This window comes from Streptomyces sp. NPDC046308 (genome assembly GCF_055588065.1).
This window is the reverse complement of the sequence record NZ_JBVJFB010000003.1, coordinates 180,368-196,082: the sequence shown is the minus strand read 5'-3', so window position 1 is coordinate 196,082 and position 15,715 is coordinate 180,368. Positions and strand designations below refer to the sequence as shown.

The window sequence follows — 15,715 nt, the reverse complement described above, 5'->3', positions numbered from 1 at the left end:
TGAGCGACACTCAATGTGACTCAAGCCCATGTCCCAGGTCAATGATTCCCCGCAACGAAATGAAGAGTTAGAGTGATGCTCTAACCCATCGACTCAAGAGGTGGTGGATCGGCGTGCGGCTGACCCCTACGGAGCGTGACCGGCTGCTGCTCCGCAGCGCAGCGGAACTGGCCAGGGCCCGGCGCGCCCGCGGCTTGAAGCTCAACGTCCCGGAGGCCACCGCGCTGATCGCGGACACGGTCTGCGAGGCCGCGCGCGACGGCAAGCGGCTCGCGGAGGCCATCGAGGAGGCCCGCGGCGTGCTGGGCGCCGGCGACGTCCTGCCGGGCGTCGCCGACGTGGTCACCGAGGTGCACGTGGAGGCCGTCTTCGACGACGGATCCCGCCTCGCGGTGGTCTCGTCGCCGATCCGGGACGCGCAGCCGCTCGGCGACGACGCCCCGGGAGCGGTCGTCCCCGGCCCGGGCGTCCCCCAGCCGGAGCCGGTGGTGCACCTGCGCGTGCGCAACACCGCCCCCGTGCCGGTGAGCGTCACCTCCCACTTCCACTTCTTCGAGGCCAACCCGCGGCTCGACTTCGACCGCGCCGCGGCCTACGGCATGCGGCTGTGCGTGCCGGCGGGCTCGTCCGTACGGTTCGACCCGCACGGCGAGGGCGAGGTGGGCCTGGTCCCCATCGGCGGCGACCGCGTCGCGATCGGCTTCGCGGGCCTGGTCGACGGCCCGCTGGACGCCCCGGGTGCCAAGGACGAGGCCCTGCGGCGCGCGGCGGCCTGCGGATACCTCGGAGTGACCGGAACCGGCAGCGAAGGAGCACAGGCGTGAGCAGGCAGACCCCCCACAACGATCACAGCGCGCACTGCGCGCCCGGCAGCCGGCACATCGACCCGTACGAGTACGCCTCCGTCTTCGGCCCGCGCGCCGGGGACCGGGTCCGGCTCGGCGACTCCGGGCTGACCGTCCGGGTGGAGTCCGACGCGCAGAAGCCCGGTGACGAGTTCCTGGCGGGTTTCGGGAAGACGGCGCGGGACGGTCTGCACCTGAAGGCGGCCGCGGTCCGTGAGACCTGTGACGTGGTGATCAGCAACGTCCTCGTCATCGACGCCGTTCTGGGCATCCGCAAGGTGTCCATCGGCATCCGGGAGGGCCGTATCCACGCGATCGGCCGGGCCGGCAACCCCGACACCCTCGACGGCGTGGACGTCGTGGTCGGCACCGGCACGTCGATCGTCTCGGGCGAGGGGCTGATCGCCACCGCCGGCGCCGTGGACACCCACGTGCACCTGCTGTCCCCGCGGATCATGGAGGCCTCGCTCGCCGCGGGCGTCACCACGGTCATCGGCCAGGAGTTCGGCCCGGTCTGGGGCGTCGGCGTCAACTCCCCGTGGGCGCTGAAGCACGCCTTCAACGCCTTCGACGCCTGGCCCGTCAACATCGGTTTCCTCGCCCGGGGTTCGTCCTCGGACGCGGCTCCGCTGGTGGAGGCCCTCGCCGAGGGCGGGGCGTCCGGTTTCAAGGTGCACGAGGACATGGGCGCGCACACCCGCGCCCTGGACACCGCGCTGCGCGTCGCCGAGGAACACGACGTACAGGTCGCCCTGCACAGTGACGGCCTCAACGAGTGCCTGTCCGTCGAGGACACCCTGCGCGTCCTGGAGGGCCGGACGATCCACGCCTTCCACATCGAGGGCTGCGGCGGCGGACACGTGCCGAACGTGCTGAAGATGGCGGGCGTTCCGAACGTCATCGGCTCGTCCACCAATCCCACCCTGCCCTTCGGCCGGGACGCGGTCGCCGAGCACTACGGCATGATCGTCTCCGTCCACGACCTCAAGCCGGACCTGCCGGGCGACGCCGCCATGGCCCGTGACCGGATCCGTGCCGGCACGATGGGCGCCGAGGACGTGCTCCACGACCTCGGGGCGATCGGCATCACCTCCTCCGACGCCCAGGGCATGGGGCGCGCGGGCGAGACCATCCGCCGGACCTTCGCCATGGCCGCCAAGATGAAGGGCGAGCTCGGCCCGCTCGCCGGAGACGGCGAGGGTGACGACAACGCCCGCGTGCTGCGCTACATGGCCAAGCTGACGATCAACCCGGCCATCGCCCACGGCCTGGCCCACGAGATCGGCTCCATCGAGGTCGGCAAGCTCGCCGACATCGTGCTCTGGCGCCCCCCGTTCTTCGGCGCCAAGCCCCAGCTCGTCCTCAAGTCCGGCTTCCCGGCCTACGGCGTCACCGGCGACCCCAACGCCGCCACCGACACCTGCGAACCACTGGTGCTCGGCCCGCAGTTCGGTTCGTACGGGGCCACCGCGGCCGACATCTCCGTCGCCTTCGTCTCCGCCGCGGCCGCGGCCCTGGGCAGCGACGAGATGCCGACCCGCCGGCGCCGCGTCGCCGTCCGCGGCACCCGGGGCATCGGCCCCAAGGACCTCCTCCTCAACTCCCGGGTGGGCGCGGTCGACGTGGACGCGCGCAGCGGACTCGTCTCCCTCGACGGGGAACCGCTGCGCTCCGAAGCCGCCGAGTCGGTCTCCCTCAACCGCCTGTACTTCTTGTAAGAGCATCCGTAAGCCCGTTAGGACCCCTGCCATGACTGCACAGCCCGCCAAGCCCGTGAACGACGGCTTCCGGATGCCCGCCGAGTGGACGCCCCACGAGCGCACCTGGATGGCCTGGCCCAGCCCCAACCCGACCTTCACCAACGAGCAGGAGCTCGCCGAGGCCCGCGAGGCCTGGGGCGCCGTCGCCCGCGCGGTCCGCGCGTACGAGCCCGTGACCCTGGTCGTCTCGCCCGGCGACGCCGAGAGCGCCCGCGCGATCGTCGGCGACGACGTACAGCTCGTCGAGCAGGAGCTCGACGACGCCTGGATGCGCGACATCGGCCCGACCTTCGTCACCAACGACGCCGGCGAGATCGCGGCCGTCGACTGGACCTTCAACGGCTGGGGCGCCCAGGAGTGGGCCCGCTGGGACCACGACTCGAAGATCGCCCGGCACGTCTCGGACGTGGCCGGCACCCGCACCTACAGCACCGCGCTCGTCAACGAGGGCGGCGCCATCCACGTCGACGGCGAGGGCACCGTGCTCCTCACCGACACCGTGCAGCTGGGGGAGGGCCGCAACCCCGGCTGGACCCGCCAGCAGGTCGAGGCCGAGATCCACGCCCACCTCGGCACCACCAAGGCCATCTGGCTGCCGTACGGCCTGGCCGGCGACTACGGCACCTACGGCACCCAGGGCCACGTCGACATCGTCGCCGCCTTCGCCCGCCCCGGCGTCGTCATGGTCCACACCCAGCCCGACCCGGCCCACCCGGACCACGAGCGCTGCAAGACCATCGCCGCCATCCTGCGCGCCTCCACCGACGCCCGGGGCCGGCAGCTGGAGGTCGTGGAGATCCCCGCGCCGACCGTGCTGGAGGAGGACGGGGAGTGGGTGGACTACTCGTACATCAACCACTACCTGTGCAACGGCGGCGTGGTGCTGTGCTCCTTCGACGACCCGCGCGACGAGGAGGCGGCGGAGATCTTCCGCGGGCTGTTCCCCGAGCGGACCGTGACACTCGTTGACGCACGTACGATTTTCGCCGGGGGTGGCGGTATCCACTGCATCACCCAGCAGCAGCCGAAGGTCTGACCTTCGGGACACGGACGAGGAGTGGGTTCATGGTGGCGGGTGGAGTACCGGTACGGGCGGCGCGCAAGAACGCGCCCCCGCGCGAGGACGTACTCGCCGCCGCCATGGCCACGATCGCCGAGCGCGGCCTGGAAGGCCTGACCATGGCCGGTCTCGGCCGTGAGGTCGGCATGAGCAGCGGCCACCTCCTCTACTACTTCCGCAGCAAGGACGAGCTCCTGCTGCAGACCCTGGAGTGGAGCGAGGCGGCACTGGGCGGCGAGCGGCGGGCCCTGCTCTCCCGGCGCGGCCCGGTCGCCGAGCGCCTGCGCGCGTACGTCGACCTCTACGTCCCCACGCAGGCCCGCGACCCGCACTGGACGCTGTGGCTGGAGGTCTGGAACCGCTCCCAGAACGCCGGCCCCCAGGAGCGCGAGCGGCAGGCGGCCATCGAGGGCGCCTGGCACCGCGACCTGGTGGCACTGCTCGCCGAGGGCATCTCGCGCGGGGAGTTCCGCCCGGTGGACGCCGACCGCGTGGCGACCCGCATCCGCGCCCTGCTCGACGGATTCAGCATCCAGCTGGCGGTGGGTCTGCCGACCCTCGACAGGACCGCCATCCTCGACCACGTCCGCGAGTTCCTGACGGACACCCTGTCGCTCCGGCCGTAGGCGCAGCCTCGCCGGCGATCGAGGCGCGGGGGCCCGGGGCGGAGCCCACCCCCGCAACGGCGCGCACCCGGCCACGGGCGGCGCGCCCGCCGCCCGAGCTGCCCGCATGCTGAGATCCATGTCCATCCGCGGCGAGCGGTATGGCACACTGCCAGCGTGCCTGCTCAGCTCATGATTATCGCCAGCAGCGCGCCGGTCCCCAGTGGCCGCTGAACCGCGGAAGAACTTCGCGGAAGCGGCCACCGTGCCTCGGACCCGCGCGCAGACCTCTCGCTACCCGCGAGAGGTTTTTTCGTTTCCCGGACCATCCCTGCCGGGACCGGACCGCGCGCGATGATGGGGGCAGTGGATGCCGGGCATATCCGGAACCACTCATCCGACAGGAGTCAGATCAGCATGACGACGACACCAGAGGCGGCAACCGTGCCCTCAGGGGGCCTGGACGACGGCTTCCACGTCTTCGACACCACCCTGCGCGACGGCGCGCAGCGCGAGGGCATCAACCTCACGGTCGCCGACAAGCTGACGATCGCCCGGCACCTGGACGACTTCGGAGTGGGCTTCATCGAGGGCGGCTGGCCGGGCGCCAACCCCCGTGACACCGAGTTCTTCGCCCGCGCACGCGCCGAGATCGACTTCAGGAACGCCCAGCTGGTCGCCTTCGGCGCCACCCGCCGGGCGGGCGGCACGGCCGCCACGGACCCGCAGGTGCGCGCCCTGCTGGAGTCCGGCGCCCCCGTGATCACGCTCGTCGCCAAGTCCCACGACCGCCACGTCGAACTCGCCCTGCGCACCACCCTGGACGAGAACCTGGAGATGGTCCGGGACACCGTCTGCCACCTGGTCGGCCAGGGCCGCCGCGTCTTCGTCGACTGCGAGCACTTCTTCGACGGCTACCGGGCCAACGCCGAGTACGCGAAGGCCGTCGTCCGCACCGCCCACGAGGCCGGCGCCGACGTGGTCATCCTCTGCGACACCAACGGCGGCATGCTGCCCGCCCAGGTGACCGCCACCGTCGCCACCGTGCTCGCCGACACCGGCGCCCGCCTGGGCATCCACGCCCAGGACGACACCGGCTGCGCCGTCGCCAACACCCTGGCCGCCGTGGACGCGGGCGCCACGCACGTCCAGTGCACGGCCAACGGCTACGGCGAGCGCGTCGGCAACGCGAACCTCTTCCCCGTCGTCGCCGCCCTGGAGATCAAGTACGGGCGCAAGGTGCTCCCCGAGGGCGCGCTCGCCGAGATGACCCGCATCTCGCACGCCATCGCCGAGGTCGTGAACCTCACCCCCTCCACGCACCAGCCGTACGTCGGCGTCTCCGCCTTCGCGCACAAGGCGGGCCTGCACGCCTCGGCCATCAAGGTCGACCCGGACCTCTACCAGCACATCGACCCCGAGCGGGTCGGCAACACCATGCGGATGCTGGTCTCCGACATGGCCGGCCGCGCCTCCATCGAGCTCAAGGGCAAGGAGCTCGGCGTGGAGCTCGGCGGGGACCGCGCGCTCATCTCCCGCGTCGTGGAGCGGGTCAAGGAGCGGGAGCTCAAGGGCTACACGTACGAGGCCGCCGACGCCTCCTTCGAGCTGCTGCTGCGCGCCGAGGCCGAGGGCCGGGCCCGCAAGTATTTCCGCATCGAGTCCTGGCGGGCCATCGTCGAGGACCGCCCGGACGGTACCCACGCCAACGAGGCCACGGTCAAGCTGTGGGCGAAGGGCGAGCGGATCGTCGCGACGGCCGAGGGCAACGGGCCCGTCAACGCGCTGGACCGGGCGCTGCGGGTGGCGCTGGAGCGGTTCTACCCGCAGCTGGCCAAGTTCGAGCTGGTCGACTACAAGGTCCGCATCCTGGAGGGCACGCACGGCACGGAGTCCACGACCCGCGTGCTGGTCGCCACGACGGACGGCGTCCGTGAGTGGTCCACGGTCGGCGTCGCCCCGAACGTGATCGCCGCCTCCTGGCAGGCCCTGGAGGACGCGTTCACGTACGGCCTCCTGCACGCGGGGGTCGAACCGGCCGAGTAGGCCCGCGGCAGGCTTATGTCCTGCTCACACAGGAAAGTCCGGGTTCGGGTAGCGTCGTCCGTATGAGGACCAGGCTTATATCCGTACGTCTTGGATCAGTGCTGGCCGGTCTGCTGCTGGGCCTGTCGGGGACCGCGCTCGCGCTCGCCCCGCAGGCGTCGGCGGCGACCGGGGTCGCCGCCGTGGGGGAGGCGCTCAAGGAGGGGCCCGTCTACGTCGACCCGGGCGCGCGGGCGCAGCTGTCGCAGGCCGAGGCCGACGCGCTCGCGAAGAAGATCAAGGACGCCGGGAAGCCGGTGTTCGTCGCCGTGCTGCCCGCCACGAGCGAGTTCCCCGCGGACAAGGTGTTCGGCGCCGTCCGGGCCGAGACCGGCATCACCGGGCTCTACGCGATCCGGCTCGGCGACGGCTTCAGCGCCCGCGCCGACCAGTCCGTCATGCCGGCCAACGCCGTGCGCAACCTGTCCGACGCGGTGAAGGTGGGGGCGCCCGACGCGGCGACCCAGCTCGACAACTTCGTCGACCAGGCCCTGAGCCAGGCCAAGGGCAGCGCCCCGGCCTCCTGGGGCACCACGGGCGCCGGGGCCGGCGCTCCCGTCGGCGGGCTGATCACCCTCGGCGCGGTGGCCGTGATCGGCGGCGGCGGGGCGTACGCAATGGTCCGCCGCAACCGGAAGAAGAAGGAAGAGGCCCGGCGCGAGGCCCTGGAACGCCTCGCCGTGGTCGTCGACGAGGACATCACGGCCTTCGGCGAGGAGCTGGAACGGCTCGACTTCCATCCCGCGGAGCCCGGCGCGGACGACGCCATGCGCAGGGACTACGAGCAGGGGCTCGACTCGTACGACAAGGCCAAGCAGATCATGGGCTCGGTGCAGTATCCCGAAGAGGTCAAGGGCGTGACCCAGGCCCTTGAGGACGGCCGGTACGCGCTGGCCTGTCTGGACGCGCGCCGGCAGGGGAAGCCGGTGCCCGAGCGCCGCTCGCCCTGCTTCTTCGACCCGCGCCACGGGCCGAGCACCGAGGACGCCACCTGGGCTCCGGCCGGCGGAGCGGTCCGTACCGTGCCCGTCTGCACGGCGGACGCCGTGCGCCTGCGCGACGGCCTGGACCCGGCGGTGCGCACGGTCGGCACCGAGCACGGGCCGCGGCCGTACTACGACGCCGGCCCGGCGTACGGTCCCTGGGCCGGCGGCTACTTCGGCGGCGGCATCCTGCCCGGCCTGCTGGTCGGCACGGTGCTCGGTTCGATGATGTCCAGCCCGGCCTACGCCTCGGACCTCGGCGGCGGCATGGGCGGCGGCTTCGACGGCGGGGACGTCTCCGGGGCCGACTTCAACCCGTCCGACTTCGGGGGCGGGGACTTCGGCGGCGGTGGCGGATTCGACGGGGGCGGCGGCTTCGACGGCGGGGGCGGCTTCTAGCCGCCCCCCGGCCTTCGCCGGATCAGGCCGGTCAGCCCTGCTTGATGGCCGAGATGTCGAAGGTCAGCTTCACCTTGTCGCTGACCATGACACCGCCGGCCTCCAGCGCGGCGTTCCAGGTCAGGCCCCAGTCGGAGCGCAGGATCTGGGCGGAGCCCTCGAAGCCGACGCGCTCGTTGCCGTAGACGTCCTTGGCGGAACCCGTGAACTCCAGGTCGATGGCGAGCGGCCGGGTGACGTCCTTGATGGTCAGCTCGCCGGTGATGCGGTACGCGTCCCCGCCGAGCGCGCGCGCCTCGGTGGAGCGGAAGGTCATCAGCGGGAAGAGCTCGGCGTCGAAGAAGTCGCTGCCCAGCAGGTGGGCGTCGCGGTCGGCGATGCCGGTGCTCACCGAGGGGATCTTGACGTCGATGGCGGCGGTGGAGCGGGCCGGGTCGGCGCCGTCCAGGTGCAGGGTGCCCTCGTGCTCGGCGAAGGAGCCGCGGACGTTGGTGACCATGGCGTGGCGGACGGTGAAGCCGATGCTGCTGTGGGCGGCGTCGATGACGTAGTCGCCGGTGAGGGCGGCGAGCGCGGGGTCCACGTCCAGCGTGGTCACGGCGGCGCCGGCGTTCTGGTGGTCGGTGGTCTGGCTGCGGCGGGTGAAGAGACCCATGGCCTGCTCCTCGGTAGTGTCCGGGCGTTCTGCTCGGTCGGCAGAATCTGTTGAATCTTCAACGATTTCAACGAGGAAGACGCTAGACCCATTCCGTTCAAATTTCAACATCTAGGCGGGGTGTCAGGTCATTTTGTGAAAAGCCCACAAGGGACGGAGGTCCCGTCTGGCGGAGTCCCTACATCCTCTGGTCGTACTGTGCGGGCCACACAGCGGAAGACTCCCGAGACTGTGCGGAATGAACGGAGGTTTTTCATCGCGATCTTCGTAAGGTCGGTACATGACCGTTGTGGACCAGACCCCGAGCGAGCCGACGGACGCCCGTGGGCGCGTGGCCGAGCTGCACTCCCTGCGCGAGCAGGCGCGGCGCGGCCCCAGTGACCGCGCGACCGAGACCCAGCACGCCAAGGGCAAGCTGACCGCCCGCGAGCGCATCGCGCTGCTCCTCGACGAGGGTTCCTTCAAGGAGGTCGAGCAGCTCCGCCGCCACCGGGCGACCGGGTTCGGCCTGGAGTCCAAGAAGCCCTACACCGACGGCGTCATCACCGGCTGGGGCACGGTCGAGGGCCGCACGGTCTTCGTCTACGCGCACGACTTCCGCATCTTCGGCGGCGCCCTGGGCGAGGCCCACGCCACGAAGATCCACAAGATCATGGACATGGCCATCGCGGCCGGCGCCCCGCTGGTCTCCCTGAACGACGGCGCCGGCGCCCGTATCCAGGAGGGCGTCTCCGCCCTCGCCGGCTACGGCGGCATCTTCCAGCGCAACACCAAGGCCTCGGGCGTCATCCCGCAGATCTCGGTCATGCTCGGCCCGTGCGCCGGCGGCGCCGCGTACTCCCCGGCCCTCACGGACTTCGTCTTCATGGTCCGGGACACCTCGCAGATGTTCATCACCGGCCCGGACGTCGTCCGCGCGGTGACCGGCGAGGAGATCACCCAGAACGGCCTCGGCGGCGCCGACGTGCACGCCGAGACCTCGGGCGTCGCGCACTTCGCGTACGACGACGAGGAGACCTGCATCGCCGAGGTCCGCTACCTCATCTCGATGCTGCCCTCCAACAACCGCGAGAACCCGCCCGTCCACGAGACGAGCGACCCCGCGGACCGCCGCAGCGAGGTCCTGCTCGACCTGGTGCCCGCCGACGGCAACCGCCCGTACGACATGCTCAAGGTCATCGAGGAGATCGTCGACGAGGGCGACGTCCTGGAGATCCACGAGCGCTGGGCCCGCAACATCATCTGCGCCCTGGCCCGGATGAACGGCCAGGTCGTCGGCATCGTCGCCAACCAGCCCGGCCACCTCGCCGGCGTCCTGGACATCGAGGCCTCCGAGAAGGCCGCGCGCTTCGTCCAGATGTGCGACGCCTTCAACATCCCGATCGTCACCCTGCTGGACGTCCCCGGCTTCCTGCCGGGTGTCGACCAGGAGCACGGCGGCATCATCCGCCACGGCGCCAAGCTGCTGTACGCGTACTGCAACGCCACCGTCCCGCGGATCTCGCTGATCCTGCGCAAGGCCTACGGCGGCGCGTACATCGTCATGGACTCCCAGTCCATCGGCGCCGACCTGACCTACGCCTGGCCCACCAACGAGATCGCGGTGATGGGCGCCGAGGGCGCCGCCAACGTCATCTTCCGCAAGCAGATCGCGGACGCCGAGGACCCCGAGGCCATGCGTGTCCGCATGGTCAAGGAGTACAAGGCCGAACTGATGCACCCGTACTACGCGGCCGAGCGCGGCCTCGTCGACGACGTCATCGACCCCGCCGAGACCCGCGAGGTGCTCGTGAGCGCCCTCGCGATGCTCCGCAACAAGCACGCCGATCTGCCGTCGCGCAAGCACGGCAACCCGCCGCAGTAACCGCGAAGGAGACCTGCCACCCCATGACCACCGCCACTGACACCCTGCTGCGCGTCGAGAAGGGCAACGCCGAGCCGGAGGAGCTGGCCGCGATCACCGCGATCCTGCTCGCCCGCGCCGCCGCCACCCCCGAGGAGACCGCGGTCCGCACGCCCCGCCAGGCCGGCTGGCGCCGTCTGGAGCGCACCCCGGGCTTCCGCGCCCCGCACAGCTGGCAGGGCTGAGTCCCGAGCCCGTCGCAAGGCCCCGCACCCCTTCCGGGTGCGGGGCCTCGTGCGTACCCGGTCCGGCGCGCGGGGGCCGTCCCGTACGCCTGTGTCCGCGCCGACGGGCCGTCCCGTACGGGCCGTCCCGTACGGGCCGGGCCCTTGCACGCCGAAGGCCCCCGCGTCGTGGGACACGGGGGCCTTTCGGACGGTGCGGAACGCGACCGCTACCGCAGGCGCGCCATGAGGGCGTGCTCGACGAGCGTGATGAGCGCGCTCTTGGCGTCCGCCCGGTGGCGGGCGTCCGTCGTGATGATGGGGGCGTCCGGGCCGATCTGCAGGGCCTCGCGGACTTCCTCCGGCGTGTAGGGCTGGTGCCCGTCGAAGCCGTTGAGGGCGATGACGAAGGGCAGGCCGCTGTTCTCGAAGTAGTCGACCGCGGGGAAGCAGTCGGCGAGGCGGCGCGTGTCCACGAGCACGACGGCGCCGATGGCGCCGCGGACGAGGTCGTCCCACATGAACCAGAAGCGGTCCTGGCCCGGCGTACCGAAGAGGTACAGGATCAGGTCCTGGTCCAGGGTGATGCGGCCGAAGTCCATGGCGACCGTAGTGGTCGTCTTGTCACCGGTGTGGGTGAGGTCGTCGATGCCGGCGGAGGCGCTCGTCATGACGGCTTCGGTGCGCAGCGGGTTGATCTCGGAGACGGCTCCGACGAACGTGGTCTTGCCCACGCCGAAGCCGCCCGCCACCACGATCTTCGCGGAGGTGGTGGAGCGAGCAGGAGCCGCTCCGCCGTTAGAGCTTGCGAAGTCCACTGAGCACCCTTTCGAGCAGTGTCACATCAGGCTGGCCACCGGCAGACTCGTCGCCGCCGGGCTGGTGAATGGCGACAAGGCCCGCCTCCGCCAGGTCGGCGACGAGGATGCGGGCGACACCAAGAGGAATGGAGAGGAGTGCCGAGATCTCCGCGACGGATTTGATCTCCTGGCACAGACGGCAGATGCGCTGGTGCTCGGGCAACTGCCCTTGCAGACGCGCGGGATCCGCCGTGGTACTGACCAGCGCCTCGATGGCGAGCTGGTAGCGCGGCCGGGTACGGCCGCCGGTCATCGCGTACGGGCGCACCAGCGGGTTGTGGGCCTTCGGCGCCGGCTGCCGAGCGGCGCGCGGGGGCTGCTGCGGAGGCATCTGGTGCTGAGGCTGCTGGGGCTGGCCGTACGGCTGCTGCTGGTACGGGCTCTGCTCCGGCACGGGCCGGCTGGGAGCGGAGGGAAAGTTGAAGCGGTTCTGGTCGTGCCCACCCTGCGGCTGCTGCGCGCCGCCATAAGGATGTCCTCCGGGTGTTGTCACGTTTCCTCCTCCGACTCCAAGTACGCAGTACTCCCTGTGGAACCGCGCCACCGCACCCTATGGTGCGATGGCGCGAAACGCACTGCCTGTCTGCTAGTTGAGAAGACTTCCCTGCAGCTCGGCGCGCAGGTCCGGGGTGAGGACACTGCCCGCGCGATCCACCAGAAGGGCCATCTCGTAGCCCACGAGGCCGATGTCGCACTCGGGGTGCGCGAGCACCGCGAGGGACGATCCGTCCGAGACGGACATGAGGAAGAGGAATCCCCGGTCCATCTCGACCACGGTCTGGTTGACGGCGCCACCCTCGAAGATGCGGGAGGCTCCGGCGGTCAGCGACGTCAGACCGGAGGCCACGGCCGCCAGCTGATCGGCGCGGTCGCGCGGAAACCCGTCGGACATCGCCAGAAGAAGGCCGTCGGCGGAGACCACCACGGTGTGGGACACCCCTGGGGTGTTGTCCACGAAGTTGGTGATCAACCAGTTCAGGTTCTGTGCCGCCTGGCTCATCGGGCTCACACTAACGCTCCTGGTCATAGCTGTTACTTGACTGCTCAGAACCCGCGCTGCGTCCCTGCTGGACACCGCGCCGCAGGTTGCTCAACCTGCCGCGGACGTCCTCCGGAGCGCGGGAGACCTGGGGGCCGCCCTGCGGGGTCGTCTCCGCCGCGCCCTCGACCAGGTTGGCCTTGGGCACCCGCCGAGGGAGACCGGACGGGGTGACCCCGCCCGCCTTCGGCTCACGGAGTTTGGCGGCCTGCTGCCAGCGCTCGTCGTTACCCGAGCGCCAGTCGGCGCCGCCTTCCTTCTCCTGCTCCGGAGCGGCGGGCTGCTGACGCGGCGACCGCTGTTCGAAGAGGGATCCGGTGGACTCCGCTTCCTGCTGTGCCGGCTGCCACTGCTGCTGGCTGCCGCGGCGCGGCAGGCCCGCTCCGGTCATCACGTGACCGGTGTCGGCAGCGGCGCCCGGACGGTCGAAGCCTACGCGTTCCGGAGCCGGTTCGGGGACGGCCCGGGATTCCGATTCGGTCCCGTAATCCTGCTGGTAGGCAGCCGGATACGTGTTCTGATCAGGCCACTCGGCCTGCCCCGCCGGGGCTTCGTAGCCGTTGTCGTAGCCCTGAGCAGACGGCTGCTGGTCCGGGTATCCGTCTTCCGTATAACCGTAGTCCTGCTGCGGGTACGCCTCGTAGCCCTGCTGACCCTGCTGCGCCTCGTAGGAGGTGTCGTAGGCCTGCCCGGACTGCTGCTCGAAGCCCTGGTACTCCTGGTACCCGTGCTCCGGCTGCGGTTCCGGATACTCCCGGGCCCCCTGGTCGGCGTACGGCTGCTGCTCCTGCGGGAAGCTCACCTGGGCCGCCAGCGCGGCCCGGCGCTCCTGCTGTCCCAGGGACCGGCCGACCGGGTCGGCGGGGAGGCCGTCGGCGCCCTGCTGGTCGTACCGCGAGTCGTCGAAGCCGAGCTCGGCGGCGGTGCGCAGCGGGGCGGCCTGCTGGGCCTTCTGCTCCGGGATGATCTGGGAGACCGTGAAGTCGTCGTCCGGTATGCCCTCGCCACCGCCACCGTGGGTGATGGCGTCGGGGAGCATGACCAGCGAGGTGGTGCCGGCCGCCTCGCCCGAGGGGCGCAGCTGGACGCGGATGCTGTGGCGGTCCGCCAGCCGGCCGACCACGAACAGACCCATGCGCTGCGAGATCGCGGCGTCCACGGTCGGCGGGTTGGCCAGCTTGTGGTTGATGTCCGCGAAGTCCTCGGCGGTGAGGCCGATGCCCTTGTCGTGGATCTCGATCATCACGCGGCCGTCGGGCAGACGGGTCGCGTTCACGCGGACCTTGGTCTGCGGGGAGGAGAACGTGGTGGCGTTCTCCAGGAGCTCGGCGAGCAGGTGCACGAGGTCGGTCACGGCCTGGCCGTGGATCTCGGCCTCGGAGACGCCGGAGAGCTCGATGCGCTCGTACTGCTCCACCTCGGAGGAGGCGGCGCGCAGGACGTCGACGAGGGGCACCGGCTGGTCCCAGCGGCGGCCCGGCTCCTCACCCGCGAGGATGAGGAGGTTCTCGCCGTTGCGGCGCATACGGGTGGCCAGGTGGTCCAGGCGGAAGAGGTTCTCCAGCTGGTCCGGGTCGGCCTCGTTGTTCTCCAGGTCGGTGATGAGGGTCAGCTGGCCCTCGATCAGTGACTGGTTGCGCATGGAGAGGTTCGTGAAGATCGCGTTGACGTTGCCCCGCAGGAGGGCCTGCTCGGCGGCGAGCCGTACGGCTTCCCGGTGGACCTGGTCGAAGGCGCGGGCGACCTCGCCGATCTCGTCCTGGGAGTCGATCGGGATCGGGTGGACCCGGGTGTCGACCTTGCCCGGATCGGTGCGCGAGAGCTGGTCGACGAGCATCGGCAGGCGCTGCTCGGCGATGTCGAAGGCGGAGCTGCGCAGGCGGCGCATCGCGCGGCCCATCTGGCGGGCCATGAGGCCGGCCATGATGAAGGCGGCGAGCAGGGCCACGACCACGATGGCGCCGTTGACGATGGCGTCCGTGCGGGCCTCGTCGGAGACCGCGACGGCGTCCTTGACGGCCTTGTCGAGGAGTTCCCTCTCGATCTGGTCGTAGCCGTCGAACTTGGCGGTGGCGGCGGCCTGCCAGAACACGGGGTTCGTGCCGTTCTCGGCGAGCTTCTTCTTGCTCTCGCCGCTGGCGATCGCCTCGGTCATGCCGAGCAGCGGGTTGCCGTTCGGGGCGGGCGGCGGAACGAAGCGGGTACCGGCCTGCTCGGCCTGGTGCTTGGCCTCGGCGAGCTTGGCCTTGCCCTCGTCCGACTTCTTGCCCATGACCTCCTTGAGGCGGTTCACGTCCGCCTCGGTGCCGGCCGCGACGTACTCGCCGATGGCGATTTCCTCGAGGTAGGCGTAGGAGGAGAAGGCGACGAGCTGGGCCTTGCGCACGTTCTCGTCCGTGCTGGGACGCACGAGGAGGTGGGTGCCGACGGAGCGCTGCAGCGAGTTCGCCGCCTTGGCCAGCTGGACCGCGTAGACCATGCGGCCGTACGAGGTCACGTTGCCGGTGCCGAGACCGAGCTCGTTGGCGAACTGCATGAGGTAGTGCTCGACGCCGACGTAGCCCTCTTCGGTCGGGATGGGGCCGGCCGCGGAGGGGAGGTTCTTCTTGGGCGTCTCGAAGGCGGCCTGGTAGGCCTTCTCCCGGACTTCCTTGAGCTTGGGCTCCTCCGCGCGGAAGAGGTCCAGGCGCCGCTCCAGGCCCTGGTTCTTCGGCATGTCCTGGACGGCCCTGTCGAACTTCTCCTTGGCCCCCGTGGTGACCGCGTAGGCCTTGGTGACCTGCTCGGAGTTGGTCTGGCCGTTCAGGAGGGGCTCGGCCGTCAGGTCACGCTCGTTGAGCAGTGCCTGGCTGTACTCCGAGGCCGCCTGGACGACCCGGGCTATCCGCTCGGCGTCCTTGGCCTCGTTCCACTGGTCGACGGAGCCCTTCACCTGGAAGCCGCCCATGACCAGGCCCACGAGGGCCGGCACGAGGAGGATGGCGTTCAGGCGGGTGGGCACGCGCCAGTTGCGGGGCGAGAACTTGCTGGTGCTCCCGGGGCGCGCGGGTGCCTCCACGGGCACGTCGACGGGCGACGCGGCCGCTCGCGGCGGCGGGGTGAAGTTGCCGCGCGCGGGTTCAACCGCGGGGCTTGCGTTGCTTCGCCTCACTCGACCAACAACCTTCCGGCGGTGCTACTAGCTAGTTCGTTGAATTCCAGCACGGTTAACGGCCGTGTTCCAAACAGTTGGAATCAGCCATTCGAAGATCTTTATGCCCCACATAAATCGGACATAAAGAGCGTCCTGCTGCAAAAATGAGGGGAGTTGTGCGCGTAGCGGCACCAACCGAACGCGGCCCGTGGCCAACTGGCCGC

General features: G+C 70.8%; 13 protein-coding genes. 8 read left to right on the top strand and 5 right to left on the bottom strand.

Features of this window, described 5'->3' with window-relative positions; all coding sequences use genetic code 11:
• Positions 1 to 113 precede the first annotated feature (113 nt).
• The 6 genes from ureA (at position 114) to ACZ6JT_RS14725 (ending at position 7,737) form a co-directional block, all read left to right on the top strand.
• Positions 114 to 824 carry an urease subunit gamma gene (gene ureA, locus ACZ6JT_RS14750; protein ID WP_469209910.1) on the top strand — a complete coding sequence of 237 codons (711 nt, stop codon included), beginning with the start codon at positions 114 to 116 and terminating at the stop codon, positions 822 to 824.
• Positions 821 to 2,563, top strand: a complete 1,743-nt coding sequence (locus tag ACZ6JT_RS14745; protein WP_469209909.1) for an urease subunit alpha — start codon at positions 821 to 823, stop codon at positions 2,561 to 2,563. Before ureA ends, ACZ6JT_RS14745 begins: the two co-directional genes overlap by 4 nt.
• Positions 2,564 to 2,594: 31 nt before the next feature.
• On the top strand, positions 2,595 to 3,641 hold the full coding sequence (locus tag ACZ6JT_RS14740) for an agmatine deiminase family protein (protein WP_376616560.1): 1,047 nt from the start codon (positions 2,595 to 2,597) through the stop codon (positions 3,639 to 3,641).
• A gap of 29 nt (positions 3,642 to 3,670) precedes the next feature.
• Entirely contained in the window at positions 3,671 to 4,291 is a 621-nt protein-coding gene (locus tag ACZ6JT_RS14735) for a TetR/AcrR family transcriptional regulator (RefSeq protein WP_469209907.1), read from the top strand.
• 396 nt (positions 4,292 to 4,687) lie between these two features.
• Positions 4,688 to 6,316 carry a citramalate synthase gene (gene cimA, locus ACZ6JT_RS14730; RefSeq protein WP_469209906.1) on the top strand — a complete coding sequence of 543 codons (1,629 nt, stop codon included), beginning with the start codon at positions 4,688 to 4,690 and terminating at the stop codon, positions 6,314 to 6,316.
• Positions 6,317 to 6,378: 62 nt separating this feature from the next.
• Positions 6,379 to 7,737 (top strand): hypothetical protein, encoded by a 1,359-nt coding sequence (locus ACZ6JT_RS14725; protein WP_469209904.1) that lies wholly within the window; start codon positions 6,379 to 6,381, stop codon positions 7,735 to 7,737.
• Between the two features lie 31 nt (positions 7,738 to 7,768).
• On the opposite strand, the gene ACZ6JT_RS14720 is transcribed toward ACZ6JT_RS14725, so the two are convergent.
• Positions 7,769 to 8,392 carry a YceI family protein gene (locus ACZ6JT_RS14720; RefSeq protein ID WP_469209903.1) on the bottom strand — a complete coding sequence of 208 codons (624 nt, stop codon included), beginning with the start codon at positions 8,390 to 8,392 and terminating at the stop codon, positions 7,769 to 7,771.
• Between the two features lie 280 nt (positions 8,393 to 8,672).
• Here ACZ6JT_RS14720 and ACZ6JT_RS14715 point away from each other — a divergent pair, with 280 nt between their 5' ends.
• Both ACZ6JT_RS14715 and ACZ6JT_RS14710 read left to right on the top strand, forming a co-directional pair.
• Complete coding sequence (locus ACZ6JT_RS14715; RefSeq protein ID WP_469209901.1) at positions 8,673 to 10,256, top strand: acyl-CoA carboxylase subunit beta; 1,584 nt, start codon at positions 8,673 to 8,675, stop codon at positions 10,254 to 10,256.
• 23 nt (positions 10,257 to 10,279) lie between these two features.
• The gene (locus ACZ6JT_RS14710; RefSeq protein ID WP_030708431.1) at positions 10,280 to 10,480 is read left to right on the top strand and encodes an acyl-CoA carboxylase subunit epsilon; all 201 of its coding nucleotides are present in this window, start codon (positions 10,280 to 10,282) and stop codon (positions 10,478 to 10,480) included.
• Between the two features lie 209 nt (positions 10,481 to 10,689).
• On the opposite strand, the gene ACZ6JT_RS14705 is transcribed toward ACZ6JT_RS14710, so the two are convergent.
• From ACZ6JT_RS14705 to ACZ6JT_RS14690, 4 genes are all read right to left on the bottom strand, one after another.
• Complete coding sequence (locus ACZ6JT_RS14705) at positions 10,690 to 11,277, bottom strand: GTP-binding protein (protein ID WP_073911148.1); 588 nt, start codon at positions 11,275 to 11,277, stop codon at positions 10,690 to 10,692.
• A complete protein-coding gene (locus tag ACZ6JT_RS14700; protein WP_469209900.1) occupies positions 11,258 to 11,812 on the bottom strand; it encodes a DUF742 domain-containing protein in 555 nt (184 codons plus the stop codon). Before ACZ6JT_RS14700 ends, ACZ6JT_RS14705 begins: the two co-directional genes overlap by 20 nt.
• A 93-nt stretch (positions 11,813 to 11,905) precedes the next feature.
• Complete coding sequence (locus ACZ6JT_RS14695; protein ID WP_030037347.1) at positions 11,906 to 12,319, bottom strand: roadblock/LC7 domain-containing protein; 414 nt, start codon at positions 12,317 to 12,319, stop codon at positions 11,906 to 11,908.
• A gap of 10 nt (positions 12,320 to 12,329) precedes the next feature.
• A complete protein-coding gene (locus ACZ6JT_RS14690; protein ID WP_469209899.1) occupies positions 12,330 to 15,509 on the bottom strand; it encodes a sensor histidine kinase in 3,180 nt (1,059 codons plus the stop codon).
• Positions 15,510 to 15,715 lie beyond the last annotated feature (206 nt).

Bases quoted from the DNA above. Each gene is read 5' to 3' on its own strand.
- ACZ6JT_RS14740 (WP_376616560.1), top strand. From the start codon at position 2,595: ATGACTGCACAGCCCGCCAAGCCCGTGAACGACGGCTTCCGGATGCCC.
- ACZ6JT_RS14735 (WP_469209907.1), top strand. From the start codon at position 3,671: ATGGTGGCGGGTGGAGTACCGGTACGGGCGGCGCGCAAGAACGCGCCC.
- cimA (WP_469209906.1), top strand. From the start codon at position 4,688: ATGACGACGACACCAGAGGCGGCAACCGTGCCCTCAGGGGGCCTGGAC.
- ACZ6JT_RS14725 (WP_469209904.1), top strand. From the start codon at position 6,379: ATGAGGACCAGGCTTATATCCGTACGTCTTGGATCAGTGCTGGCCGGT.
- ACZ6JT_RS14720 (WP_469209903.1), bottom strand. From the start codon at position 8,392: ATGGGTCTCTTCACCCGCCGCAGCCAGACCACCGACCACCAGAACGCC.
- ACZ6JT_RS14715 (WP_469209901.1), top strand. From the start codon at position 8,673: ATGACCGTTGTGGACCAGACCCCGAGCGAGCCGACGGACGCCCGTGGG.
- ACZ6JT_RS14710 (WP_030708431.1), top strand. From the start codon at position 10,280: ATGACCACCGCCACTGACACCCTGCTGCGCGTCGAGAAGGGCAACGCC.
- ACZ6JT_RS14695 (WP_030037347.1), bottom strand. From the start codon at position 12,319: ATGAGCCAGGCGGCACAGAACCTGAACTGGTTGATCACCAACTTCGTG.